Source organism: Qipengyuania xiamenensis (assembly GCF_019711495.1).
Lineage (GTDB): Bacteria > Pseudomonadota > Alphaproteobacteria > Sphingomonadales > Sphingomonadaceae > Qipengyuania > Qipengyuania xiamenensis.
In genome coordinates this window covers 947,826-973,071 of sequence record NZ_JAIGNM010000001.1, presented here as the reverse complement: position 1 = coordinate 973,071, position 25,246 = coordinate 947,826, and the positions used below count along the sequence as shown (strand labels likewise).

The 25,246-nt window shown below is 63.0% G+C and carries 25 protein-coding genes; 13 read left to right on the top strand and 12 right to left on the bottom strand.

Annotated elements, in window-relative coordinates:
* Nucleotides 1-34: 34 nt before the first annotated feature.
* The 3 genes from K3165_RS04870 to K3165_RS04860 all read right to left on the bottom strand — a co-directional run bounded on the left by K3165_RS04870 (nucleotide 35) and on the right by K3165_RS04860 (nucleotide 3,561).
* Nucleotides 35-1,072 carry a DUF4349 domain-containing protein gene (locus K3165_RS04870; protein ID WP_221547671.1) on the bottom strand — a complete coding sequence of 346 codons (1,038 nt, stop codon included), beginning with the start codon at nucleotides 1,070-1,072 and terminating at the stop codon, nucleotides 35-37.
* 123 nt (nucleotides 1,073-1,195) lie between these two features.
* The gene (locus K3165_RS04865) at nucleotides 1,196-2,908 is read right to left on the bottom strand and encodes a mechanosensitive ion channel family protein (RefSeq protein ID WP_221547670.1); all 1,713 of its coding nucleotides are present in this window, start codon (nucleotides 2,906-2,908) and stop codon (nucleotides 1,196-1,198) included.
* Nucleotides 2,909-3,003: 95 nt separating this feature from the next.
* Entirely contained in the window at nucleotides 3,004-3,561 is a 558-nt protein-coding gene (locus K3165_RS04860; protein WP_221547669.1) for a type 1 glutamine amidotransferase domain-containing protein, read from the bottom strand.
* A 98-nt stretch (nucleotides 3,562-3,659) separates the two neighbouring features.
* Between K3165_RS04860 and parC the strand changes: the two genes are divergently transcribed.
* Nucleotides 3,660-5,954 (top strand): DNA topoisomerase IV subunit A, encoded by a 2,295-nt coding sequence (parC, locus tag K3165_RS04855; RefSeq protein WP_221547668.1) that lies wholly within the window; start codon nucleotides 3,660-3,662, stop codon nucleotides 5,952-5,954.
* Between the two features lie 128 nt (nucleotides 5,955-6,082).
* Here parC and K3165_RS04850 read toward each other — a convergent pair whose 3' ends face one another.
* The 6 genes from K3165_RS04850 to K3165_RS04825 all read right to left on the bottom strand — a co-directional run bounded on the left by K3165_RS04850 (nucleotide 6,083) and on the right by K3165_RS04825 (nucleotide 11,049).
* Nucleotides 6,083-6,664 (bottom strand): hypothetical protein, encoded by a 582-nt coding sequence (locus tag K3165_RS04850; RefSeq protein ID WP_221547667.1) that lies wholly within the window; start codon nucleotides 6,662-6,664, stop codon nucleotides 6,083-6,085.
* A 255-nt stretch (nucleotides 6,665-6,919) separates the two neighbouring features.
* Entirely contained in the window at nucleotides 6,920-8,089 is a 1,170-nt protein-coding gene (locus K3165_RS04845; protein WP_221547666.1) for a CCA tRNA nucleotidyltransferase, read from the bottom strand.
* Between the two features lie 22 nt (nucleotides 8,090-8,111).
* Complete coding sequence (locus K3165_RS04840) at nucleotides 8,112-8,705, bottom strand: CoA pyrophosphatase (RefSeq protein WP_221547665.1); 594 nt, start codon at nucleotides 8,703-8,705, stop codon at nucleotides 8,112-8,114.
* Nucleotides 8,702-9,250, bottom strand: a complete 549-nt coding sequence (locus tag K3165_RS04835; protein ID WP_221547664.1) for a DUF1285 domain-containing protein — start codon at nucleotides 9,248-9,250, stop codon at nucleotides 8,702-8,704. The genes K3165_RS04840 and K3165_RS04835 overlap by 4 nt, the downstream gene beginning before the upstream one ends.
* Nucleotides 9,251-9,286: 36 nt before the next feature.
* A complete protein-coding gene (locus K3165_RS04830; RefSeq protein ID WP_221547663.1) occupies nucleotides 9,287-9,832 on the bottom strand; it encodes a GNAT family N-acetyltransferase in 546 nt (181 codons plus the stop codon).
* 50 nt (nucleotides 9,833-9,882) lie between these two features.
* The gene (locus tag K3165_RS04825; RefSeq protein WP_221547662.1) at nucleotides 9,883-11,049 is read right to left on the bottom strand and encodes a PQQ-dependent sugar dehydrogenase; all 1,167 of its coding nucleotides are present in this window, start codon (nucleotides 11,047-11,049) and stop codon (nucleotides 9,883-9,885) included.
* On the opposite strand from K3165_RS04825, the gene K3165_RS04820 reads away from it, so the two are divergent.
* The 5 genes from K3165_RS04820 (at nucleotide 11,048) to folP (ending at nucleotide 16,452) form a co-directional block, all read left to right on the top strand.
* The gene (locus K3165_RS04820; protein ID WP_221547661.1) at nucleotides 11,048-11,674 is read left to right on the top strand and encodes a ribonuclease HII; all 627 of its coding nucleotides are present in this window, start codon (nucleotides 11,048-11,050) and stop codon (nucleotides 11,672-11,674) included. The two genes, K3165_RS04825 and K3165_RS04820, sit on opposite strands and share 2 nt — an antisense overlap.
* A 94-nt stretch (nucleotides 11,675-11,768) precedes the next feature.
* A complete protein-coding gene (locus K3165_RS04815) occupies nucleotides 11,769-12,887 on the top strand; it encodes a sensor histidine kinase (RefSeq protein WP_221547660.1) in 1,119 nt (372 codons plus the stop codon).
* A gap of 175 nt (nucleotides 12,888-13,062) precedes the next feature.
* Nucleotides 13,063-14,205, top strand: coding sequence for a site-specific DNA-methyltransferase (locus K3165_RS04810; protein ID WP_282098654.1), 1,143 nt, complete (start codon nucleotides 13,063-13,065; stop codon nucleotides 14,203-14,205).
* A 57-nt stretch (nucleotides 14,206-14,262) separates the two neighbouring features.
* Complete coding sequence (locus K3165_RS04805) at nucleotides 14,263-15,234, top strand: sensor histidine kinase (RefSeq protein WP_221547659.1); 972 nt, start codon at nucleotides 14,263-14,265, stop codon at nucleotides 15,232-15,234.
* Between the two features lie 105 nt (nucleotides 15,235-15,339).
* Nucleotides 15,340-16,452 (top strand): dihydropteroate synthase, encoded by a 1,113-nt coding sequence (gene folP / locus K3165_RS04800; RefSeq protein WP_221547658.1) that lies wholly within the window; start codon nucleotides 15,340-15,342, stop codon nucleotides 16,450-16,452.
* Here the strand turns inward: folP and K3165_RS04795 are convergent.
* From K3165_RS04795 to K3165_RS04785, 3 genes are all read right to left on the bottom strand, one after another.
* Nucleotides 16,449-17,231, bottom strand: coding sequence for an SDR family oxidoreductase (locus K3165_RS04795; RefSeq protein WP_221547657.1), 783 nt, complete (start codon nucleotides 17,229-17,231; stop codon nucleotides 16,449-16,451). The two genes, folP and K3165_RS04795, sit on opposite strands and share 4 nt — an antisense overlap.
* A 157-nt stretch (nucleotides 17,232-17,388) precedes the next feature.
* Nucleotides 17,389-17,814: a hypothetical protein gene (locus K3165_RS04790; RefSeq protein ID WP_221547656.1), complete on the bottom strand. Its 426-nt coding sequence runs from the start codon at nucleotides 17,812-17,814 to the stop codon at nucleotides 17,389-17,391.
* A gap of 1 nt (nucleotide 17,815) precedes the next feature.
* Nucleotides 17,816-19,231 (bottom strand): sigma-54-dependent transcriptional regulator, encoded by a 1,416-nt coding sequence (locus tag K3165_RS04785; protein WP_221547655.1) that lies wholly within the window; start codon nucleotides 19,229-19,231, stop codon nucleotides 17,816-17,818.
* Between the two features lie 192 nt (nucleotides 19,232-19,423).
* Here K3165_RS04785 and K3165_RS04780 point away from each other — a divergent pair, with 192 nt between their 5' ends.
* The 7 genes from K3165_RS04780 (at nucleotide 19,424) to K3165_RS04750 (ending at nucleotide 25,227) form a co-directional block, all read left to right on the top strand.
* Nucleotides 19,424-19,549, top strand: a complete 126-nt coding sequence (locus K3165_RS04780; RefSeq protein WP_221431707.1) for an aa3-type cytochrome c oxidase subunit IV — start codon at nucleotides 19,424-19,426, stop codon at nucleotides 19,547-19,549.
* 11 nt (nucleotides 19,550-19,560) lie between these two features.
* Nucleotides 19,561-20,682 carry an NAD(P) transhydrogenase subunit alpha gene (locus K3165_RS04775; RefSeq protein ID WP_221547654.1) on the top strand — a complete coding sequence of 374 codons (1,122 nt, stop codon included), beginning with the start codon at nucleotides 19,561-19,563 and terminating at the stop codon, nucleotides 20,680-20,682.
* The gene (locus tag K3165_RS04770; protein ID WP_221547653.1) at nucleotides 20,679-21,467 is read left to right on the top strand and encodes a hypothetical protein; all 789 of its coding nucleotides are present in this window, start codon (nucleotides 20,679-20,681) and stop codon (nucleotides 21,465-21,467) included. The genes K3165_RS04775 and K3165_RS04770 overlap by 4 nt, the downstream gene beginning before the upstream one ends.
* Nucleotides 21,468-21,469: 2 nt before the next feature.
* A complete protein-coding gene (locus K3165_RS04765) occupies nucleotides 21,470-21,754 on the top strand; it encodes a proton-translocating transhydrogenase family protein (protein WP_221547652.1) in 285 nt (94 codons plus the stop codon).
* A complete protein-coding gene (locus K3165_RS04760) occupies nucleotides 21,754-23,304 on the top strand; it encodes an NAD(P)(+) transhydrogenase (Re/Si-specific) subunit beta (protein WP_247713882.1) in 1,551 nt (516 codons plus the stop codon). The genes K3165_RS04765 and K3165_RS04760 overlap by 1 nt, the downstream gene beginning before the upstream one ends.
* A 4-nt stretch (nucleotides 23,305-23,308) precedes the next feature.
* Nucleotides 23,309-23,650, top strand: a complete 342-nt coding sequence (locus K3165_RS04755) for a hypothetical protein (RefSeq protein WP_221547651.1) — start codon at nucleotides 23,309-23,311, stop codon at nucleotides 23,648-23,650.
* A 77-nt stretch (nucleotides 23,651-23,727) separates the two neighbouring features.
* Complete coding sequence (locus tag K3165_RS04750) at nucleotides 23,728-25,227, top strand: tetratricopeptide repeat protein (RefSeq protein ID WP_221547650.1); 1,500 nt, start codon at nucleotides 23,728-23,730, stop codon at nucleotides 25,225-25,227.
* Nucleotides 25,228-25,246 lie beyond the last annotated feature (19 nt).

Below are 25,246 nucleotides of genomic sequence, written 5' to 3'. Positions count from 1 at the left end.
CGGCGACGTGATTCGTCGCTTACTCCAGTCAGCACTAATCCGCCTTCGTTTCGTCCGGCTTATCCGTCGGTGGGAGCCAACCATCGTCGCCAATGCCGGTCGATAGCTTGATCCGCTTGAACAGGCGGACTGCGCCCCAGATGATCAGTCCGATGGGGATGACGACGATGCCGACGACCATCAGGAAGGCGATGAGATTGCCGAGGATCGAGGCGAGCGAACCCCATGCGTTACGGATTGGGTCGGCGAAACCGCCCTGTGATGGCGTGCCCGCCTCATATTCGAGCGTCATCGTCGAATAGGCGACCCGACCTCGCATTTCGTTCAGCCAGCTTCGCGCCTGGTCGATTTCCTCGTTCACCTTGGCGACGCCGCGTTCGGCCTCGACCAGTTCGGCGACGGTGCCCTGGCGGTTGCGCAGCACCTCCATCAGCCGGTCGCGCAGCACCGTGCGGGCGCGCAGGCGGGCTTCGGTGTCGACGATCTTCTTCGACAGGTCTTCGCCATCTATCGAGGAGGAAACGAGTTCGCCGTCCATGCCTTTCGAGGCCGCAGTCAGCGCCTTGCCGAAAGTGCGCGCTTCGCTGCTGGCGATGGCAATGCGCAGGCTACCGTAGGCATAATCGCCCTCCATCTCTTCCGAATTCATCGAGACGATGCGGCAGACCTGCGGCCCCTTGGCCTCGCACATGTCGGCATGGCGCTCCTGCAGTGGCCGGATGACGTTTGCCGGGACGCGGAAGCCGTAGGAATAGGTATAGGCGACTTGCGGCATGCTGACGGAAATCGAGGTATCTTCTCCCGGCACGGGCTGGCCGGGAACGGTGGCCGGCGCCGGAGCGGGCGGGGGAGGAGAGATACGACGGGGCTCAGGAGGAGGCGGCGAGCCAGAGAAGATTCCCTCCTCCCGCGCTTCGTAAAAGCCGAACTCGTTCGCGGGGGCGTCCGAGGCCGGCTCCTCTACGTCGACGGTCGTCACCCTTTCAGTGACGTGCTGCTCCCTTTCGGACTGCCCGCAGGAAGCAAGCGCAATCGTCGAAAGACCTACCAGCATGGCATGACGTGCTCTCATCGAAACTCTCCCCGTTCAATCACGTCCCACGAAGCTGTGTGACGTGAATGTTACAACGTATCGCAAATCAAGTCTGCGTCAAGTCACGGGAATTCTGCCATGCCGGGGCCTGCGTGGAGCCGGTCAGGATGCTTCGTCTTCGCGGGCGAGGTCCATGCGTACCTCGCGTTCGCGGGGCAGGTAGGCCGGCGTCGGCTCGTTTCCGGCTGCTGCATCGAGGCGTGATGCGGCGGCAAGCATGTGTTCGCGCAGGCGGCAATGCATGGCCCAGCCGCACTTGGGGTCCTCTGCCCGGGCCATGAAGCGGACCGTCATGGCCCGCGCGTCCTGTGCGACGACTTCGCAGACGGCGTCCTCGGGGTCGATCACGTCCTCGTCATTCTCGACGAACTCGCGGAACGGCCCGCGCAGCTTGTCGACATCGGCGCGATTATCCAGCTCGAGTTCGACATGCATCATCAGGCTGGCATCCTGCTTGGTCCAGTTCTCGAAGCTGTCGCTGGTGAAGTCGCTCACCGGGGCGATGACCCGGCGTTCGTCCCAGGTGCGCAGGCGCAGGTGGGTGAAGCCGATCTTTTCGACGAAGCACCATTGCCCGTCATAATGGATCGCATCGCCGATCCGCGCGGTCTGCGCAAAGGCGATCTGAACGCTGGCCATGATGTCGCCAAGTATCTTCCGTGCCGCAAAGACAAGCACGAGGCCGAGGACGCCGGCAGAGGCGATGATCGAGAAGCCGAGCGTGTTCGACAGATTGCTCGCCATCACCACGAAGCCGATGCCCGCGAGCAGGATCACCGCGGTCAGGATGCGGCGGATCGCGCTCATCTTGGTGTAGAAATTGCGATCCTCGTTATTGCCGGGCGCTTCGAGTTCGTCGGTGCGACGCGACGTCGCGAAGTCGAACAGGGCCTCGATCACGGAAAGCGCGATTCCGACGATGGCTGCGATGATGAGGATCAGCTGCAGCGGGTCGAGCAGGTCCTTCGCCGGACCCGAGAGCTTGAAGAATGTCGTCCGGACCAGTGCAAACGTTCCTGCAAAGGCAAGCAGCGTTGCCGGCAGGTGGATCGCCTGCAGGACCCCGAATAGCTTGGTGTCCTCGTCCTGCCGATCCCTCATGCGGTTGATCGCGAGATAGGTCAGGGCCGCAGCGAGCGCGCCGGCGAGCAGGATCAGCGGCAGTGCGATCACTTCCCACCACGCCAAGGTCCAGAAGGCCTGTTTGCGCAGCGCCGGGGGCAGGCTTTTTTCGAATTTGGTCGGACCGTATATTTCGTAGAGCGCTGGGACATTCTCGACAGTCTGACGGCTGAAAACCCATACCGGTTCGCCGTCCGGTGCCTGCACCCGTGCCAGCCTGATCGGCACTGCGCGGTTCTCGAGGTCAAGGAATCCGATCGTCAGCGAACGGCGGGCAACACCCGCCATTGGATCCTTGCTGCTGGTGTTCGTGTCGACTGCATCGGGGCGGTCCGGCAGGCTGGTCCAGCCGATTGAAAGCGAGCGGTGAAGCAGGTCGTAAAGCTGGGCGGAAAGCTGTTCGGCATCGCGTTCGGCAGGGTCGATATTGGCAAGATCCAGCGCGGCAGCAGCATCGCTCCATTCGCCTTTTTCGCCGGCGGACATGAAGCTTTCCATCAGTCCCATCGGCGTATCTAGATCGAGGGGAAGCGCGCCGGGCGGGGTGACCGTCTCCAGCTGTTCCACCTCGTAGACATAGGCTTGCGAACCTTCTGCGACTGTGCGGTCCGACTGCGCCTGTGCCTGAACGGCGAAAAGCGCAGCGAATACAGCGAGTAGCGCGGTGGCGATGTTTCTTTGAATGGTCCCCATGCCTTACCCAATGCTGTCGCGCCCTTATCGGTCCCCAAAAGCAGGAACCCCGCTGCCGGTGGGCAACGGGGTTCCGTGTTTCGATGGGATCGAATTTACGCGGATTCGAGCTCGCGTTTCTCGACGCTTTCTCCCAGCATTTCGATCAGCGCCTTGCTGAACGCGGGGATGTCGTCGGGGTTACGGCTGGTGATGAGGTTGCCATCGACTGCCGCTTCGGTGTCGACCACGTTGGCGCCTGCATTCTTCAGGTCGGTGCGGATCGAGGGCCATGCGGTGACGGTTTTGCCCTTAATGATGTCGGCCTCTGCAAGCAGCCACGGTGCATGACAGATTGCCGCGACCGGCTTGTTCGCCATATTGAATTCGCGGACGATAGCGATCGCGCGCTCGTTCATGCGGAGGATATCGGGGTTCATCTGGCCACCCGGCAGGAGCAGAGCGTCGTAGCCCGAACAATCGGATACTTCATCGACCGTCTTGTCGACCTTGACGCTGTCGCCCCAGTCCTTGTCCTTCCAACCGGTGATTTCGCCCTTTTCGAGACTCACGACGGTGGTCTCGAAACCGGCGTCTTCGAGATTGGCCTTCGGCTTCATCAGTTCCGACTGTTCGAAGCCGTTGGTGGCGAGGATCATTACGTGTTTTGTCATGAGGTAACTCCTTGATTTCGTGTTACCCATGCAACGTGTGGGGAAAGTGCACCGTTCCGCATTGGTAGGCGAGCCGTGCCTCTGGTAGGGCGAACCTCATGGCCACTACCGAGATGGACGATTCCGGCGCCGATCCCTTCGACGCCATCGTCGATGCACCCTTTGATTCCGCCCTTTCCGAGCGCTACCTCGTGTATGCGCTATCGACGATCACGGCGCGTTCGCTGCCGGACCTTCGCGACGGGTTGAAGCCGGTTCACCGGCGCCTCTTGTGGACCATGCGCCAATTGAAGCTCGACCCGGCGAGTGGGTTCAAGAAGTCTGCCCGCGTGGTCGGCGAGGTGATCGGTAAATATCACCCGCATGGCGACACTGCGGCCTATGATGCGATGGTCCGTCTCGCGCAGGATTTTGCGCTCCGCTATCCGCTGGTCGAGGGGCAGGGCAACTTCGGCAATATCGATGGCGATAACGCCGCCGCCTACCGCTACACCGAAGCGCGCCTGACCAAGACGGCGATGCGCCTGATGGAAGGCCTCGACGCGGGCACGGTCGATTTCATCCCGACCTACAATAACGAGGAAGAAGAGCCGGAGATCATGCCGGGCCTCTTCCCCAACCTGCTCGCCAATGGCGCGAGCGGGATCGCGGTGGGCATGGCGACCAATATCCCCAGCCACAACGTCGCCGAGATCGTCGACGCGACGCTCGAAGTGATCGACAATCCGCATGTCGAACACGCGCGGCTGATGGAGATTTTCAAGGGGCCGGACTTTGCCACCGGCGGCGTCGTGCCCGAGAGCGCAGAGGTGATCAGCCACGCCTATGAAACCGGGCGCGGGTCCTTCCGCGTGCGCGGGCGCTTCCACGCGGCCGAAGCGGAGAAGGACGAAGACAAGCAGGCCGGTATCGAACGGCTGGGCGGCGGCCAGTGGCAGCTGGTCATTTCCGAAATTCCCTACCAGGTCGCCAAGGGCAAGTTGATCGAACAGATCGCGCAGGCGATCGCCGACAAAAAGCTGCCGATCCTCGAAGACGTGCGCGACGAGAGCGACGAGCAGATCCGCATCGTGCTCGTCCCGCGCAGCCGCAATGTCGATCCCGAACTCCTGAAAGAGAGCATCTACAAGCTCACCGACATGGAAACGCGCTTCGGCCTCAACCTCAACGTGCTCGACCACACGCGCACGCCAATGGTGATGGGGCTGAAGGAGCTGCTCGACAACTGGATCGCCAGCCAGATCGACATCCTCCAGCGCCGCAGCCAGCACCGGCTCGACCAGATCGCCCGGCGGCTGGAGCTGGTCGAAGGCTATATCATCGCATTCCTCAACCTCGACCGCGTGATCGAGATCATCCGCACCGAGGACGAGCCCAAGCCGGTGATGATGCAGGAATTCAAGCTCACCGACAGGCAGGCCGAGGCGATCCTCAACATGCGCCTGCGCAGCTTGCGCAAGCTGGAAGAAATGCAACTACGTAACGAGAAGGACGAGCTGCTCAAGGAGCAGGACGAGCTTGAGAAGCTGCTCGGCAGTCCCGCCCGCCAGCGCACGCGTCTCAAGCGCGATCTCAATGCCCTGCGCAAAGAATATAGCGAAGACACTGCTCTCGGCGCGCGTCGCACCACCATCGAAGAGGCTGCTCCGGCGGTCGAATTCAGCATGGAGGCGATGATCGAGAAGGAACCGGTGACGGTCATCCTCAGCCAAAAGGGCTGGGTGCGCGGGGCCAAGGGCCACCTGCCGCTCGACCAGGAATTCAAGTACAAGGAAGGCGACGGGCCTGCCTTCGTGCTCCACGCCCAGACGACCGACAAGCTGCTGCTCATCGGAGACGACGGGCGCGTCTTTACGCTGGGTGCGGACAAGCTGCCGGGCGCGCGCGGTTTCGGCGAACCGGTGCGCAACACGCTCGACATCGACGGGGCGGCGCAGATCGTATCGGTTGTCGTCCACCGCGAAGGGCAGGAAGTCCTGCTCGCCGCCAGTACGGGCAAGGGCTTTGCCGTGACGACCGACCAGATGCTCGCCGAAACCCGCAAGGGACGGCAGGTGATGAATGTGAAGGACGGCGTGAAGCTCGTCGTCGCGCGTCCGATCGACAAGGCGCACGATCACGTCGCCGTGGTAGGCGAGAACCGCAAGCTGGTCGTCTTCAATCTCGAGGAACTGCCGCGCCTTGCGAAGGGGCAGGGCAACAAGCTTCAGAACTATCGCGACGGCGGCCTGTCCGATGCGACTACTTTCAAAATGGAAGATGGCCTCAGCTGGGCCATGGGCGGCAAGGGCGACCGCACCCGCACCGAAACCGAGATGTGGCAGTGGAAGGTCGCGCGCGGCGGGGCCGGACGCCTGCCGCCGCAGGGCTTCCCGCGCGACAACAAGTTCTGATCTTTGTCGAGTGCGCTATCGACCTCAGTCGATAGCCATCCGTACCCAACAAGAAAGGCCGGAAGCGCATGTGCACTTCCGGCCTCTTGCGACCCTGAAACGGTGGCTCCAGGGAACCGATGTTCGGCTTATTCGCCGGCGTCGTCGCCAGCAGCCATTTCAGCCTGCTTTGCGCGGGCCTGTGCCGGGGTGAGGATTTCCGCACCTTCGGCAACCGGCGTCATGTTCGCGGCGAGGTCGGCGTGGTTGTAAAGAACCATCAGCGCGCCTTCAGCGGTCACAGCGAAGCTGTCGCGAGCGAGGGTGACGATGCCGTCGTCGTTCTGGACGATGGCCATGCCTTCGTTGTCGACGGTGTAGATGGTGCCGAACGGGTGGCCTTCGGCGGTGACGACTGCTGCGCCTTCAACGAGGGCTGCGTCGAGCTTGGCAGCAGCTTCAGCGAGCTGCGCGTCCATCATGTCGTCGAGCTGGAGCTTGGTGACGGTGATCGTCGGGCCGGCTTCGCCCTGGCCGTACATTTCGACGCCAAGCGGAACCTTGTGCTTGCCGGTGTCGAGCACGGCCTGGCCATTCTCGACCGAAACGATCGTGCCGACTTCATTGCCTTCGGGGCCGGTGACGACGGCGCCTGCAGCAACCTGTTCGTTGGCGAGGGCCGGGGTTGCGGCGAGAGCGACGGCGGCAACGGCCAGCTTAGCGAATTTCATGTGACGAACTCCTAGATGTATTCAACTTATAGTTTCGCGACCCGCGGCAAGACGCGTCACGAACGACCAAAATGGAAAGAGCGGAGACGAGAGTGGAAGTCCCGAGATGATCCGCGTGCCCCCCTCCGGGGTAAGCGGAACGCTCTATGGCAAGCGGGACGAAAAATCGCAACCGCGCTTGGGGGCCGTTATGCTGCACTGCAGCTTAAGCAAAGCTGAAGATGCTGTTTCAGCTTTGGAAACCGAAAGTGCCGGTCAGGGCAATTCTTCGTCCAGAATGGCCAGAACACGGTCGCGATCGGGGAATCCTTCATCCACCCAGCGCCGCTCCACCGACTGGAGGATTCGCGCGACCTGCGGGCCCTTGCCCACTCCGCGCTCGACGATTTCGCCGCCCTTGAGGGGGAGCTGCGGAGCCTCCCAGCCTTCGAGCGCGCCGGGATCGGCACGGGTCAGCAAGAGGCGGTCGCGCGCGCATTCCACGCCCTCGTAATAGGCGAGGGCAAGCGGCTGCTGGCTGTCGTTGGCGTCGCGCTCGGCCACGCAGGACAGGCGTTCGCGCTGGGCGCGCGAGAGGCGCAGGCGCGCGGAGACGGCTTGCGCAAGGCTCGGCACTGGCGGGATGATCGCGGCGAGGCGGCGCATGGCATCGGGCGCAATGCCGTATTCGCGTTCCTGCCGGACGAGCTCGGCTAGCTTCTCCGCTTCGCGCGTTCCGCATTCGGGCAGCACTTCCTGCATAACGCCGAGTTCGCGCATCTTGAACACCGTGGGCGAGGGGTCGGGCAGGCCGAGCAGGTTCTGCAATTCCCAGCCCACCCGTTCGCGGCTGAGGCCCTTCAGGGTGGAGGCCAGCTCGCTCGACGCGCCGGTAGCCTCGTCATCCCATGCGTCGCCGAAGCGCGTCTGGAAGCGGAAGTAGCGTAGGATCCGCAGGTGATCTTCGCGGATGCGTTCGCGCGCATTGCCGATAAAGCGCACGCGGCCGTTCTTCAGATCCTCCACGCCGCCGAAATAGTCGCTGATCTCGAGAGTTTCGGGATGGGCATAGAGCGCGTTGATCGTGAAATCGCGGCGCGATGCGTCCTCTTTCCACTCGGTGGCGAATGACACGGTCGCGCGGCGGCCGTCGGTCGAAACATCGCGGCGCAGGGTGGTGATCTCGACCGGTCCGTCGGGCAGGATCGCGGTTACCGTGCCGTGGTCGATCCCCGTCGGCACCGTGCGGATACCTGCTTCCTTGCAGCGGTCGATCACGTCCGCAGGCAGGAGCGACGTCGCGATGTCGATATCGTGGATGTCCTTGCCCAATAGCGTATCGCGAACGGCGCCGCCGACATAGCGTGCGTTGGCAGCCTCCAGCGCAGCGACAAGCTGGGCAAGGTCTTCGCGCTTCGTCCAGGATGCTTCGGGCAGTTTGGTCATCGTGGACGGCGCTTTAACGGCGTCAGTCGAACCACGCCAGACGGCGCGAGAGATTGATGCAGATTGCGGCGGTCACGCCCCAGATGCGATAGCCTTCGTGGTCCATCTCGTAATAGCGCCGCATCGCGCCTTTCCAGAACACCTCGTTCTTGTTCCAGCGCTGGCGGTCCATCAGGTGGTCGAGCGGAGCCTCGAACCAGCTTTCCACCTCTCGCGGGTCGGGGCGGATCGCGAGGTCGGCGGGGACGGTGGCAAGCACCGGCGTGATGTCGAAGCCGGTGCCGGTCTGGTAGCGGTCGGTGGTTCCGATCACGCGGACATGGTCGCGCTCGATGCCGAGCTCTTCCCACGCCTCGCGCAGGGCTGCCTCGACGGCATCTTCGCCTCGGTCGATCTTGCCGCCGGGAAAGGCGACCTGCCCTGGGTGGTCGCGCATGGTGCGCGGGCGCTGGGTGAGGAGGACGGTCGGATTAGCCTGTTCGGTGACCGCGATCAGCACGGCGGCATCGGCTGTCCGGTCGAGATCGGCAAAGCGTGCATCGGACAAAAGGCCCTCTACCTCGCGCTCGTGACCCTGCTGGAACAGGTCGGTCAGGCGGTCGAAGAGGTCGCTCATGCAGGGACCAGCGAGAAGCTCTCGCCGCCGCTCGTCACGGTCCAGTCGTCGCCTTCTGCCAGGGCGATCTGCGCAAGCTGTTCGTAGGTCGACCGGTTGAGACGCGCTTCGCAGCCACGGCGGACGTGGAGGTAAAGCGCAGGCTGGTCGGGATCGCCTGCCGCGCGGATCGGGTTGTCGGGGCCCGCCACGACCAGTTCGTCGGTATTGAGGCGGAAGGCGAGATCGCCGTCCTTGCGGCTGACGTCGGTGGCGATGAAGCAGGCGTCTTCGACCTCGATGCTCAGCTTCTGGTAGGGCACGACCAGCCAGTAGCTGCCGTCGTCCTCGCGATTGAGGAGGCCTGCGAATGCCCGCACCATGGCGGTGCGGCTGATCGGGCTGCCGTCATGCAGCCATGTGCCGTCGGCGCGGATGACCATGTGGCTGTCGTCCACATTGTCGGGCGACCATTGTTCGACCGGGGGAAGGCGGCGCTCCGCCACCGCTTCGGCGATTTCGGCCAGCGACATGCCGGCAAGTTCGGGGGGCGGGGTATAGACCATCGTTGCGCAAACCGATGGCAGAGCCGAAGCCCTCGTTCAATCCTTGGCGGCCTGCGAGGTCTCGTTGGTCCACGGCCCCAGCATGCCCTCGGGCGGCAGGATCGCGGGATTGCCGGTGCGCAGCAACAGCCGCTCGCGCTCGAACGGGCCGGGGCAATGCCAGTTGCCGGTGTGCTCGGCGGAAAAGCCCCACTGCCCGTAATATTCGGGATCGCCGATGAGCACCTGCGGGAAGGGCGGTGCGCCCTCGTCGAAGGCGGAGTCGATCGCGCCGAGGCTGGCGGCCATCAGCGCCTTGCCGAAACCTTCGCCTTGCCTTCCGGGCATGACCGCCACCGGTCCGACCATGATCAGCGGATGAGGGCGGCCCTGCGGGTCGGTCAGTGCGACCGGCCAAAGCTGGATCGAGCCGACAAGATATTCCTCCTCGTCGAGCGCAGCAAAGCTCAGCGCATCCAGCCACGATGTACCTTCACGGATGCGATAGGCTGTGCGCGCATGCCGGTTGTCGCCGAAAGCAGCATCAAGCAATTGCTCGATCATGTCGGCATCGACTGCGGAGAGTGGGACGAGAGTCGCCATGGGCCGCGCCGATTAGTGACGCGGCCCGCAGCTGTCGAACATTTTCACGCTTAGCCGGGGCGGAGTTCGAGCAAGCGCCCGCCTTCACCGTCTTCCAGAACCCACAGTGCGCCGTCCGGACCTTCGATCACCGAGCGGATACGGTTGTCCATCGAATAGCGGCCGACCTCTGTCGCATTCTCGCCGTCGAAGCTGATGCGAACCAGTTCCTTGGGCTTCAGCGCGGAGATCACCGCATCGCCTTTCCAGTTGGGGAACAGGTCGCCATCATAGAAGATCATGTTGCCCGGCGCGATGACCGGGGTCCAGGTGATGACGGGCTTGGTGAACCCATCGTCGGCGGTATGATCGGGGATCGGCGTTCCGTTGTAATTGTCGCCATAGGACCGCGCGGGCCAGCCGTAATTGGCGCCCCGCGTGACGAGGTTGAGCTCGTCACCGCCTGCCGGACCATGCTCGACTTCCCACAGCCGTCCTTCGCTGTCGAAATCCATACCGAGGATGTTGCGGTGACCCCAAGACCAGATCTCGTCGCCATAGGGATTTCCGGCCGCCGCCGTGCCGTCGAGATTGAGCCGGACGATCGTGCCCAGCGTGTTCGAGCGGTCCTGTGCCGGGTCCTGCTTCTGCCGGTCGCCGCTGGCGACGAACATGTATCGCTCGTCCGGACTGAAGGCGATGCGGTGCGAATAATGGCCGCGCCCGGTGACCTTTGGCGCCTGGCGCCAGATCACTTCCATGCCTTCGATGCTGCATTCGTCTGTCTGTTCGCAGACAAGTTCGCCGCGGCCGACGACCGCGCCGCGCGTGTCTCCGTCACCTGCTTCGGCCCAGCTAAGGTAGATGGTGCGGTTCGACGGATCGGAGCCGGCCTCGCTTTCGAGGAAGGCGACTTCGCCAAGACCGCCCTGTCCGCCATAATCGACCATGGGCACGCCGGTAATCGTGCCGAGCCGCCCGCTGGCGGTGTCGAGAAACTTCATCGTGCCGGGCTTTTCGGTGATGACCAGCATGTCGGTGCCGGGAACGAAGGCCGAGGCCCAGGGCTGGTTAAAGGTCCCGCGCTCGGTGATCTCGAATGCCGTCTCGGTCGGCTCGACCGGGGCAGGGGTCGAGGCGGCCTCGCCCGTGTCGCTGCCGGTGGAATACCCGCTGCCGCAGCTTGCGAGCAGCACGATCGGCGATAGGGTCAGGCTGAGGATCGATAGGCGCTTCATGTTTTCTTCTACTCCCGAAAATGGTCTTGGCGACGCACCCCTTGTCATCGGGGTCGATGAGGCAGGGCGCGGACCGCTGGCCGGTCCCGTGGTGGCTGCCGCGGTGGTGCTGTGCAAACCGTGCCCCGGCGGCCTCGATGATTCCAAAAAGCTCTCTGCTGCGAAGCGTTCCAAGCTGGAGCCGCAAATCCAGCGTCGCTGCGCGTGGGGCCTGGCGATGGTGGAGCCGGAGGAAATCGACCGGCTCAACATCTTCGGCGCGACCATGCTCGCGATGACACTGGCGACGCAGCGATGCGTCGAGGCGCTGGGCGAAGAGCCGCGGGAGGTGCTGATCGACGGCAACATGACCCCGCACGGACGGCGCGAGGAATGGCGCTGGCCAGCCCGCGCAATAGTGGGGGGTGACGGAAAGGAAGCCTGCATTTCCGCTGCCTCCATCCTCGCCAAGGAATACCGCGACCGCATCATGGTGGAAGCAGCCAAGGCGCACCCGCATTATGGTTGGGAGAGCAACAAGGGCTACGGTTCGAAGGCTCATATGGAGGCCCTGCGCGTCCACGGTCCGACCCCCTTGCACCGCCGCAGTTTTGCGCCGGTCAGTCAATGCGAACTGTTTGTTTAGTCGGTGGTTTTACAAGAAAGGAAATGACATTATAAGAGGCGTCGCTGGATAGAAGGTTCGGTCTTGTCGCCTTCTCTGCAGGGAGGGAAAAATCGTGCCGGGTTCGCATTACAAAGACCATGACGGGCCACTCCCATTCGACGGCGAGAGCCTGTTCGAATTCATTCTCGACTACGATCCCAACCTTGTTTTCGTGAAGGACGAGGAAAGTCGGCTGGTTTATGCGAACCGGGCGTTTCGCGAGCTCTACGCACCTGAAGCCCGTGACCACATCATCGGCTCGACGACGGTTGAGAGCTTCTCGGAAGAAGAGGCCAAGCTCTTCCTGGCGGAAGATCGCCGCGCGATGGAGCAGGGAAACAGCGAAATTGTCGAGGAAATCATCGACTGGAAGGGCCAGAAACGAACGCTCCTGACCCGCAAATTTTCGATCCAGAAACCGGACGGCGAAAGGTTGCTTGTCGCCATTGCTACCGACATTTCCACGCTCTCCTCGCGCGAGAAGCGGCTGGTTCGCCTCAATGCGCAGCTCAAGGTCTATTCGCACTCCATTGCGCATGATTTGAAGAACCCGATGGCCAGCCTCATGGCAGGCCTCAACATCATCAAGCGTGACAAGAACAACTCGCTGAGCGAGCGTTCGGTCGCCGTGCTGGAATCGATCCAGGACAGCACGATGGGGCTAAGCGGATATATCGGCTCGATGCTGAATGCGGCCGCAGCTGAAGCGCGGGACCTCGATTTTGCCAAACATGACATCAACCTGCTGATGGAAGAGGTCCGGTTCAATCTTTCCTCCGCGATCGAGGCCGCGGGCCTCACGCTCAACGTAGCACGTATGCCGGTTTCGGTGGTCGAACCCAACCTTTTACGCCAGCTGTTCCAGAACCTGATCGAGAACGCGATCAAACACGCGAAAGTCGAAAAGCCCCGCGTGACCATCCATTACGAAGACGATGGAGAGAACCACGTATTCTTCGTGTCGGATAACGGGCAGGGCATCCCGGACGATCGCAAGGAACAGATATTCAACCAGTTCTTCCGCGAAGGCGACGCAGAGGGACTTGGTCTCGGACTGACGGTTTGCCAGCGTATCGCGCATTTGCACGACGGCTATCTGGAGGTACGTGACACCTCCACCGGCGGCGCATGTTTCGTGCTGCACATCCCCAAGGACCTTTCGAACAAGGGTTTGTCGCAAGCGAGTCTTTGAGGTCACACCCCACGATCTGGAGTCTGCGAATATGCGCCGGACTCAACATCTGGTGGGGGACTCGTTTCGTTCTCCTATGGTTAACACCATCTTTAGAGATGTGCGCTAAACAACTGTCTTGACTGGGAGTCCCTTTGGACTCACCCTGTGGATAACTACGGACAGGGGAATACACATGGCGGTCCTGGAGACCACGAAGACGCGCGCCAAACCGGCTGCGAAGGCGAAACCGAAGCAGATGTCGGTGGAACTGCCCCTGGGGCAGATCCTCGATGGCGACTGCGTGGAAGCCATGCGTTCGATCCCCAGCGGCAGCATCGATCTCGTCTTTGCCGATCCGCCGTATAACCTCCAGCTCGGCGGCGATCTCAACCGGCCCGACGGCAGCCATGTCGATGCGGTGACCGACGACTGGGACAAGTTCGACACCTTCAAGGCATATGACGATTTCACTCGCGACTGGCTGATCGAGGCCAAGCGTATCCTGAAGCCCGACGGCGCGCTGTGGGTGATCGGCAGCTACCACAATATCTACCGCGTCGGCGCGATCCTGCAGGACCTGGGCTTCTGGATCCTCAACGACATCGTGTGGCGCAAGTCCAACCCCATGCCGAATTTCCGCGGCACCCGCTTCACCAACGCGCATGAGACGCTGCTGTGGTGTTCCCAGGGCGAGAAGGCGAAGTACCACTTCAACTACCGCGCGATGAAGACGCTGAACGACGAGCTCCAGATGCGCAGCGACTGGGTCCTGCCGATCTGCAACGGCGCGGAACGCCTGAAAGAGGGCGGTCACAAGGTCCACCCGACGCAGAAGCCCGAAAGCCTGCTCTACCGCGTGCTGCTCTCCACCACGGAGAAGGGCGACGTCGTGCTCGATCCGTTCTTCGGCACCGGCACCACCGGCGCGGTCGCCAAACGCCTCGGCCGCCAGTGGATCGGCTGCGAGCGCGAGGGCGTCTATCGCAATGCCGCGCTCAAGCGCATCGAGAAGGAACTCCCGCTCGACGAAAGCGCGCTCACCACCATGCAAGCCGGCCGCAGCGCCCCCAAGGTGGCATTCGGCGCACTGGTCGAAGGCGGCTTCATCAAGCCGGGCACCAAGGTGTTCGACAAGAAGCGGCGCTGGGTAGCAACGGTGCGTGCCGATGGCTCGCTGGCACACGAGAAGCAGACCGGCAGCATCCACGGCCTCGGCAAGGAACTTCAGGGCGCCCCGAGCTGCAATGGCTGGACCTTCTGGCACTACGAGGTGGATGGTGATGTAAAACCCATCGACGCTGCGCGTCAGCTGTATCTGCTGGCGGTAGAAGACTGACGCTGAGAAGCGAATTGATGTGACAAGGGTGCCAGCTATGATAGACGCTGTACTCACATGCCAGACCTGAAGCCTTTCGAAGAGCTGAGCGCGGACCATCTGCGCCTTATCTTGGAAACCGCGCATATCGGTATCTGGGAGCTGGATATTGCGAGCGGACACGCGTCGCGCAACAGCCATCATGACACGATTTTCGGTTTCGACGAACCGCTCGAAGAGTGGACGTATGACAAATTCATCGAACACATTGTCCCCGAACAGCGGCAATGGGTCCACGATCGGCAACAGGCTGCGATCCAAGCAGGGGGAGTGTGGTCTTTCGAATGCGCTATCCGCACGGCGCGCGGCGACAAGCGCTGGATAAGCGCGGCGGGGCGGCCGCTGATCGCGGAAGACGGTAAGGTGACCAAGCTCATCGGACATGTCATCGATATCACCGATACCAAGCGGAATGAGGACAGGCTCACGCTGCTGACGGATGAATTGAACCATCGCGTGCGCAACATGCTTGCGGTAATCAGATCAATCGTTCGCCTCTCCTCTCGCAAGGCCCAGGATATCGGTAGTTTTGCCAAAGCGCTGGAAGGCCGGGTCGAAGCTCTTTCCCGAAGTCATCGGCTGCTGGTAAGCGATGCTTCCGAGACGCTGGCGCCCAGCGCCATTCTCGAGGGCGAATTCGCGGCCTTCCCCAATCTGGAAGAGCGCGTGAGCATAGAAATTATCGACGAGAGCCCGTTAACCGGCGCCGTCGGTCAGGGGCTCGCGCTCGTATTCCACGAATTGACGACCAATGCGCTCAAATACGGCGCGCTGTCCGAAGAAGATGGGCGCGTTGCGGTCCGCATCGATCGCGAAGGTGATCAGATGAACATCCAGTGGCGCGAAACCGGAGGGCCTCCTGTCCGCCCTGCCGCGGATGCGGGCTTCGGATCGAAGCTGATCAGCGATGCGATCGGCTCCAAGGGTCATGTGGAGCTGCGCTTCGCAGATCATGGGGTCGAGTGCGACATCAGCCTTCCGGCCGATTGATCCGAGATCGATGCACTCGTCTGGGCAGCCAGCGGGAAAATTTGTCCCGCAAGTCCTAGTTCAAACTGTTCCATCCTGTGAGGTGGCTGCTAGGACTGTCCAACCATGACTGATCGCGTCTACATCCGCCCCATCGGCCTCGTGCCCGGTCCGCAATCCGAACACGGGAACGCCATCCGGCTGGCCGGCGGGATGGTCTATGCCAGCCGCTTTGCCGTGATCCTGCGCCGTGACGGCCAGGTCGCCGAACGCTGGCTGGCCGCGCCCGATACGATTGCCGAGGTGATGGGGCACTTGCCCGATACGGTCGCCTCCGATGCTGAAAGTCAGTGGGCGAACCTAACGCTCGCGCACCCGCCGCTTGAACTGGGCGCGCGCACTGTCCGGCTCGACCAGCCGCAGGTGATGGGCATCCTCAACGTGACGCCCGACAGCTTCTCCGACGGCGGGGAGTTCATGGACAAGCCCGAGGTGCAGCGCGAGCAGGCTGCCAGCATGGTGGAGGCGGGTGCCTCGATCATCGATATCGGCGGCGAAAGCACGCGCCCCGGTGCTAAGCCGGTGTGGGAAGGCGACGAGATCGAGCGGGTCGTCCCTGCAGTCGAGATGTGTGCGGGCATGGGCGCCGCAGTCAGCATCGACACGCGAAAGGCGGCGGTGATGGAAGCCGCGCTCGATGCGGGCGCGACGCTCGTGAACGACGTGTCCGGCCTGACCTACGATCCGGGCAGCCCTGAAGTGGTGGCTTCGCACGGATGCCCCGTGGTGCTGATGCATGCGCCGGGCGAGGGCGACGACCTTCACGAAGGCGGCGACTATTCCAATGTCGTGTTCGACGTCTTCGACGAGCTTAGAGGCCGCCGCGACCAGGCGCTGGAGGCGGGGATCGACGCGAGCCGCATCGTGCTCGATCCGGGCATCGGTTTCGGCAAGAGCCTCGCCGACAATCTCGCGCTGGTGAACGCGTTGCCGCTGTTCCACGCGCTCGGCCACCCGCTGCTACTCGGCATGAGCCGGAAGCGGATGATCGGCGCGCTGAGCAAGGAAGAGGGTGCGGACCAGCGCCTCGGCGGCAGTATCGCGCTCGCCATGCGGGCGATGGACGCAGGCGTGCAGCTGCTCCGCGTCCACGATGTCCCCGAAACCGTGCAGGCCCGCAATGTCTGGCGCGGGCTTCGCGATGCGGCGCTGACCGATTTCGGGGACTTGCCGGGTTAGGAGCCGGGCGAGGCCGCGCTGCCAGCCAGAAGGCCACCGTCTAGCGTGAGTTCGGCGCCGGTCATGTAGCCGCTCTCGGGCGACGCGAGGTAGACGCAAAGCGCGGCGACCTCCTCCACCGTGCCGAACCGCTTGAGCGGCGTGTCCGCCACCAGCGCGGCCATCTTGGCGTCGCGGTCCGGCCCGTCGCCAAGCATCGGCTCCCAGATGTCGGTCAGGATCGCGGCCGGATGGATCGAATTGCAGCGGATGGCCCAGCCGTTCTGCGCGGCATAGAGCGCCACCGACTTGGAATGATTGCGCATCGCCGCCTTGCTCGCCGCATAGGCTGCAGCACCCGGGATGCCGACAAGGCCGGAGCGGCTGGACATGTTGATGATCGAACCCGTCCCCTTCGCCTTCATGGCGCGCAGGGCATAGCGGCAGCCGAGAAAGCACCCGTCTGTGTTCACCGCATGGACGCGGTGCCATTCCTCGAGGCTGGCATTCTCTGGGTCGTGCGGGGCAGGCCCGTCCTCGAAGCCGGTGATGCCGGCGTTGTTCACAAGCACGTCGATCGCCGGATAGGCCGAAGCGAAGGCATCCCAGTCGGCTTCGTTCGCCACGTCGAGGCGGTGGAAGGTGCAGCCAAGCTCTTCGGCCGCTCTCTTGCCTTCGTCCTCGTCGATATCGGTCAGCACGACCTCGGCACCTTCATCGATGAATGCCGCGCAAACGGCCTTGCCGATGCCGCGGGCACCGCCGGTCACCACGCAGAGCGTGTCGTTCAGTTTTTGCATAGGAAATCTTTCGGAATAATCAGGTGAGGCAGATCGGAGCGCATAACTCCGCTTGTCTATCATATCCGCCGCAGCGGTGGCCTTAGTTCACCTGAGGTACTCCCGATTGAGAAGGCGCGGTTAGTTCGGCCCCATCCGTTTGTCCAGCGACGCGGGGTCAGAAGCTACTTTCGCCCCAGCCATCGGCGGCCATCTGCTCGCGGCGCAGTTCTTCGCGCAGCTGGGCGTATTCGCCTCCTGCTTCGGCGGTTTCGCGGCGCATTTCGCGGTAGCGTGCGTTGAGCAGGGTGAGATCGTCGGGCGTCAGCGTTACCGGACCGCTCGGCGAGGAGAAGGTGAGTTTCGCACCGGGGAAGGGGCCGCTGCCAAGGCTCCCCGAGTTGCGAAGTTGTGCAAGGGCGCGCGCCATTGTCGGATCGCGGAGCGGTGCTGCCAGCCCGCCCGTCGCGAGCGGGATCTGTTCGTTTGCCACCGCATCGGGCGGGCTCACGACATTGGCGATCTTGCCGACCGTGAAGATTGTGAGGGACAGCGCAGCAATGAAGCCGAGCCGGAAACCGAGTCTGGAAAAGAAGGAAACCATGTCAGGCTGCGTTATCGATCCCTAGGTCCGAAAGCTTGCGATAAAGCGTCGAGCGCCCGATGCCGAGTCGGCGCGCGACTTCGGTCATCTTGCCCTGGTAATGCCCGATGGCGAGACGGATGATGTCGGCCTCGATCTCTTCGAGCGGGCGCAAATTACCGTCATTCTGATAGAGCAGAACGCCAAGCCCGCGCGCCCGGCTTTCGCCGCGGTCGGCATCGCCGAGCAGCTCCGAAAGGTGCGGGAAGCTGTGCGCAGTGAGCGCCTCGCGCTGTTCGTGCACGCAGGCGCGGAACAGCACGGTCTGCAGCTGGCGGACATTGCCCGGCCAATCGAAGGCTTCGAGCAGCGACAGTCCGCTGTCGGCGATCGAATGATGCGAGAAACCTTCGAGCTCGCCGATCTTGGACAGGAAATAGCGTGTCAGGGCAGGGATATCGCCAGCCCGTTCGCGCAGCGGCGGCAGGACGATGCGCGTATCCGAGATCTGCTGGTAGAGAGCCTTCGAGAACCGGCCTTCCTCGACTTCGTTCGCGAGCGGCATGTCGCTTGCGGCAAGGACGCGGATGTCGATCTTGAACCCGTGTGCGGCACCAGTCGGGCGCACGATGCCTGTGTCGAGAATGTCGGCCAGCCGGTCCTGAATGACAGGATCGACCTGGTCGATCTCGTCGAGCAGGATGGTCCCGCCGTCGCACTGCTGAAAATAGCCTTCCTGCCGGTTGAAGGCGCCCGCGAAGGCACCTTTCTCGTGGCCGAAGAGCAGCGATTCCAGCGTCTGCATGGCAACGCCTGCGCAATTGACCAGCTGCACCGGCGCTTTCGAGCGCGTCGAGGCATGCTGGATTGCGCGCAGCAGCATTTCCTTGCCGGTCCCGCTTTCGCCTTCGACCAGCACGTGGCCATGCCCGCGTGCGGCCGTCGCAGCCTTGGCAAGCGCGGTGCGGAAATGGGTATCTGTGCCGACCATGGCATCGAATTCGAGGACCGAGGGCAGCTTTTCGGCCAGCGGCTGAAGCTCGTCGCGCGGCGTCTGCACACGCGAAGCAGTGCGCAGCGCGCTGAGCAGGCGTTCGGGCGCAACCGGCTTGATCAGGTAATCGAGCGCCCCGGCGCGCATCGCTTCCACTGCAAGCAGGGGCGACGTGCTGGCGGTAAGCATGAGAACGGCGATTTCCGCACGTTCCGCCTTGATGCCGCGAATGAAGTCGCAGGCCGCATCGCCTGCCACGCGCTGGTCGAGCAGGACGGCGTCGATCTCGTGGCCTTCGGGACCTGCAAGCGCCTCGAGCGCGGCCTCGCAGCTTTCCACCGTCAGCGAACGCCATCCCTCGCGCGCAGCCAGCGTCGATACGATCCGGCTTTGCGCCGGTTCGTCGTCGATCAGCAGCAGGACACGAGTTTCTTCGGTCGCCATAATCGTTCTCGCCCTAGGCCGCGCTGCGAAATTGCACGCGTTCCGTCGGCATTGGTGTACCTGAAAGGGGTAAAGGGCGGATTAAGGCTGTCGCCGCGTCTTGTCGTGCATCGCAAAGGCGCCGCACTTGTCGCCAGGCGAAGTGCGCGATAAACCCTGCCGCAACTACACGAACAAAGAGGGTTAGATCCGATGGAATCCGCAAACGACAAGAAAGCGCACGAGAAAACCTACGCTTCCTTCATCGACATGCTTAAGTGGGCGGTGCCCCTGCTGGCGATCATCACGGCCGTAGTCGTCGTCCTGATTTCGAACTGAGCGGCCCGCGCATGCGGATCGCGGTGCTCAAGGAGCGCGCCCCCGGGGAAACCCGGGTCGCGCTGACACCTGAAACGGCGAAGAAATTCGCCGCATTGGGTGCCACGGTCGCAGTCGAGGAAGGCGCGGGGCTGACCGCCTCGATTCCCGACGAAGCCTATAGGGGGGCCGGTGCCGAAGTCGTCACCGGTCCCAAGGCCGTAGAAGGCGCCGACATCGTTCTCAGCGTACAGGCGCCCGACGTCATGACGCTGGCCGGTGCGAAACCGGGCGCATGGGTCGCGGCGACTTTCGATCCTTTCCGCAATGGCGATCTGGTCGAAGCCTATGCCAAGGGCGGTTTCGAGGCGTTGAGCATGGAGTTCATGCCGCGCATCACCCGCGCGCAGAGCATGGACGTACTCTCCAGCCAGTCGAACCTTGCCGGTTACAAGGCCGTTATTTCCAGCGCGGATGAGTATGGCCGCGCGTTCCCGATGATGATGACCGCTGCCGGCACGGTGCAGGCGGCCAAGTGCTTCGTCATGGGCGTGGGTGTTGCAGGCCTCCAGGCGATCGCGACCGCCAAGCGGCTCGGTGCGCAGGTCAGCGCGACCGACGTGCGCTCGGCCACGAAAGAGCAGATCATGTCGCTCGGCGCGAAGCCCGTCTTCGTCGAAAGCGTCGAGGGTATCGAGGGTGAAGGTTCGGGCGGCTATGCCACCGAAATGAGCGAGGAATACCAGAAGGCGCAGGCCGAACTGGTGAGCTCGCACATCGCCAAGCAGGATATCGTCATCACCACCGCGCTCATTCCGGGCCGGCCTGCACCGCGCCTGATCTCGGACGCGCAGATCGCGACCATGAAACCGGGCAGCGTGATCTTCGACCTCGCGGTCGCCCATGGCGGCAATGTCGAGGGCTCGAAGCCGGATGAGACCGTCGTTAAGCATGGTGTGAAGATCATCGGCTTTTCAAACACTTCGGCCCATCTCGCCGCGGACGCCTCGGCGCTGTTCGCGCGCAACCTCTACAATTTCCTGTCCGCCTTCTGGGATACTGAGACGGGCAAGCCCGTCCTCGACGAGGAAATCGGCGATGCCGTCCGCCTCACGCAGGGCGGCAAGATTGTGAACGAGAGGCTTCAGGCGTGATCCGCAGGGGAGGGGTAGTCACCGCAGCCGTATTCGCCGCGATCGGATCGCTGGCGATTTTTCCGCAGGACCGGGTGAGCGCCGGTGCCGGCGACGAAGTCCTGATGGTGACCGAATTTCGCCTGGCCAGCAAAGAGCCTGCGCGTGAATCCATCCAGGTTCCGAAATGGTCGCCGATCACGACCTTTTCCGCCTCAGCCACGAAAGCATTCCGGCTGAGTGAGAACGTGCTGGTTCACAAGGGCAAGCGCATTGTCCCGGCTGGTTCGAAGCTGCTGGGCAGTGTCGGGCCGGACAATATCTCCTGTCTCCAGATGAACGTCGATATCGCAAAGGAAGGTTTTCCCGAAGTCGTCGAGGGCCTGAAGCGCCAGCGGATAGGGTGCTTTGCCGACTTCGATCACGATGGACGCTTCGAACGCTTCGCGCGCAACCGGACCAACTTTTTCGGGTTCAAGCGCCGCGAGTTCCTGCCGATTGAGCCGGTCGCCTACGAAGCCATCGACCCGGCGACAATTCGCGGACTTGGCGATTTCGGGGTCTACTTCCTCAACGATACCAACCAGAACACGGTCGTATTCAGCGCCTGCGCTCTGGCCGAGAAATTCGATTCAAGCGGTTGCCTCGCCGGCGGGACGGCCATCAAGAAGGATGCGTTTCCCGGCACTTTCACAATGTTGGGTGTGACCTATCGCGTCGATGGCTATGCCAAGCAATTTGCGGACGTGAGCCAGTTGAACGAGACCCGCGATTTCCAGCTGTTGATCAGGTCGAGGAGCTACTGAGAATGGACTTCATTTCGATCCTGTCGATCTTCGTGCTGGCGTGTTTCGTCGGCTATTACGTGGTTTGGTCGGTCACGCCTGCGCTGCACACGCCGCTGATGGCGGTGACCAATGCGATTTCCTCCGTGATCATCGTCGGCGCGCTGATTGCGGCGGCGGCGGCTAGTGTGCCTGCGGCCAAGTGGCTGGGGCTGCTCGGCATCGTGCTTGCCAGCGTGAACATCTTCGGTGGGTTTGCAGTGACGGCGAGAATGCTCGCCATGTACAAGAAGAAGGAGAAGAAGTGATGCGTCGCCTTCTCCTTGCTGCGCCCTTTGCGGTGCTGGCCGCTCCTGCCCATGCCGCGACAGGCGAAGCGGTGAACCCGTGGGTTGCGCTCGCCTATCTCGTCTCGGGTGTGTTCTTCATCCTCGCGCTGCGCGGCCTGTCCTCTCCCGCCACGAGCCGGACGGGTAATCGCTTCGGCATGATCGGCATGCTGATCGCGGTGGCGACAACTCTGATCGTACACCGCCCGACGCAAACGGCTGGCTGCGATGATGTCTCGGGACCAGCCGACCTGAGTTTCTGCTATGAAACGGCGATCGACTGGGCTTCCAGTCTCGAAATCCTGATTGCCATCGCCATAGGCGCGGTCATCGGCATCACCATCGCTCGCCGTATCGCCATGACCGCCATGCCCGAGCTGGTCGCGGCCTTCCACTCGCTCGTCGGCCTTGCCGCCGTGTTGGTGGGCTGGGCGGCCTATCTCAATCCGGGCGCGTTCGGCCTGCTGGTCGACGGCGGTATCGGCGCTGTTTCCAAGGTCGAGATGGGCCTCGGTATCGCCATCGGTGCGATCACTTTCTCCGGTTCGGTCATCGCCTTTGCCAAGCTTTCGGGACGCATGAGCGGTTCGCCGATTCTGCTGCCCGCGCGCCATGTGATCAATCTCGGCACGCTCGCAGCGATCATTGTCCTCACCGCGCTTTTCGCCATGGCTGGTCCCACGGAGACCATGCCGCTGATCGTTGCGCTGACGGTTCTCGCGTTTCTGATCGGCTTCCTGCTGATTATCCCTATCGGCGGGGCGGACATGCCGGTCGTGGTCTCGATGCTGAACAGCTATTCGGGTTGGGCCGCGGCGGCGATGGGCTTCACGCTCGGCAATACGGCGATGATCATCACCGGCGCGCTGGTGGGCTCTTCGGGCGCGATCCTCAGCTACATCATGTGCCGCGCGATGAACCGCAGCTTCATCAGCGTGATCGCGGGCGGCTTCGGCGCGGATGACAGCGGCGCGGGCGGCGGCGAGGCGAAGGAGCAGCGCCCCTACAAACAGGGCAGCGCCGCCGATGCGGCCTTCATGCTCGAACAGGCGGAAAAGGTCATCATCATCCCGGGCTACGGCATGGCGGTGGCGCAGGCGCAGCATGCGCTGCGCGAAATGGCGGACCTGCTCGAGGAGAAGGGTGTGGAGGTGAAATACGCCATTCATCCCGTCGCAGGCCGCATGCCCGGCCATATGAACGTGCTGCTCGCCGAGGCCAGCGTGCCTTACGAGAACGTGTTCGAGCTGGAAGACATCAACAGCGAATTCGCACAGGCCGACGTCGCCTTCATCATCGGCGCTAACGATGTGGTGAACCCGGCTGCCAAGACCGATAAATCGTCGCCCATTTACGGCATGCCCGTGTTCGACGTGGACAAGGCCAAGCAGGTCTTCTTCATCAAGCGATCGATGGGCGGTGTCGGCTACGCGGGTGTCGACAACGACGTCTTCTACATGGACCAGACCATGATGCTGCTGTCCGATGCCAAGAAGATGGTCGAGGAAATCGTGAAGGCGCTCGACTGACCCCATGCGCAAAACTGTGATCATCCTCGTGGTGCTGGCGCTCGTCGGCATTGGATTGTGGGGCTATTTCGGCGGCTTCGAGAGAGTCACGGCGGCGCGCATCGAGAGCGCGCTTGTCGAACGCGGCGTGCCGCAGCCGGTCGCCGCCTGCATGGGCACGCGCCTGTCCGAACGCCTGACGATCGGCCAGCTACGCGAGCTCGAACGCATGCGCGTGCGCGAGAAGGAAGCGGGCCTGCCCACCAGCACGGTCGAATTCCTCGAACGGCTCCGCACGGTTGAGGATGCCGAGATCATCGAGGTGGTCGGTTCGTCCGCCGCGATCTGCGCCTTCTCCGCGGGCTGATACCACCCCCTTGCATTTCCCCCGGCGAAGCGCAGACTGCGCTTTCGAGTGGCGCAGCGCGACACGGGGGATGCATGATGATGAAACTGCTTTTTGCCGCAGGGCTTACGCTGGCGCTCCAAGGGGCGCCGCTGCTGGCGCAGGATCGCGTCGGCGCAGAATATATGGTGATGGAGCATTCGGGCGACGAAGCCGCTTCCGAGCATTTCCTGCGCGGCTTGGCCCTGCTGCACAATTTCGAATACGGGCGCGCCGCCGAGGCATTCGAACAGGCTCGTCTTGCCGACCCGGACTTCGTCATGGCCTATTGGGGCGGGGCGATGACCTACAATCACCCACTTTGGGAGAGTCAGGATCGCGAAGGTGCGCTCAAGGTGCTTGCCGACCTGGGCGCGACACCTGCAGAGCGCCGCGCCAAGGCTGCAAATGAGCGCGAAGCCATGTGGCTCGACGCGATCGAGGCACTTTACGGCGAAGGCACAAAGGAAGAGCGCGATCACAAATACCTCGCCAGGATGCGCCTGCTGCACGAGGCCGATCCGTCCGACATCGACGCGCGTGCCTTCACCGGGCTCGCCATCCTCGGCACCTCGCATGGCGGGCGTCAGGTTCCGATCTACATGCAGGCCGCAGCCGTGCTCGAGCCCGGTTTCATGACGCATGAGCGCCATCCCGGCATCCTGCATTACCTCATTCACTCATATGACGATCCAGTTCACGCACCGCTGGGTGAGCGCGCAGCGGAGCGCTATGCGCTAGTGGCGCCCGACGCAGGGCATGCCCAGCACATGGTCAGCCATATCTTCCACGCGCTGGGCGATTGGGAGGCTTCCGAGGCGGCCAACATCAATGCTGACGCGGTGGTCGACCGCCAGCGGATCGCCATGGGTCGCGAGCCGACGTTCTGCGGCCATTACAACGAGTGGCTCGCCTATGCGCTCCTCCAGCAGGGCAAGGATGCGAGCGAAATCGTCGACGGCTGCCGGGCGCAGGCGCAAGCTGCCATCGCGAGGGGATCCGACAAGCGTCTCGGCTTCGGCGAGACTTCGAGCTACTCCTCGATCGCGCTCTGGAATGGCGCGGCTACGGGCGATTGGCCGGCCCCGTTGGAGGTCGAAGGGGACGGTTTCCTTCTCGCCCGCTTCGAATTCGCCACCGCCCGTTTGCTCGCGGGTATTGGTGACGAGGCACCCATCCGCGATGCGCTTGGAGAAATGCGCCAGCTGGCAGCAGAAATCGAAAGCGTCCTTGCCGTCGAAGACCCGCTCAACACCTACGCCGTCCCCTGGATGACGCGTCAGATCGCGCAGGGCGAAGCGCTTCTCGAGATTGCCGCGGGACGAAGGGACGATGGGCTGGCAATGCTCGAGCAAGCGGCCGAAGCAGAAGTCGCACTGCCCGAAGTCTTCGGGCCCCCGCCGATGGCCATGCCGAGCTACGAACTACTCGGCAGTGCATTGATGGCTTTGGGGCGCACAGATGAAGCTGCTGACGCTTTCCGCAAATCGCTTGCCTTTGCACCAGGACGAAAGATTTCTCTTGAAGGGCTGGCGAAAGCGCAAGCAGCGTCACGCTGAGACCAGCCCCTTGCAATCG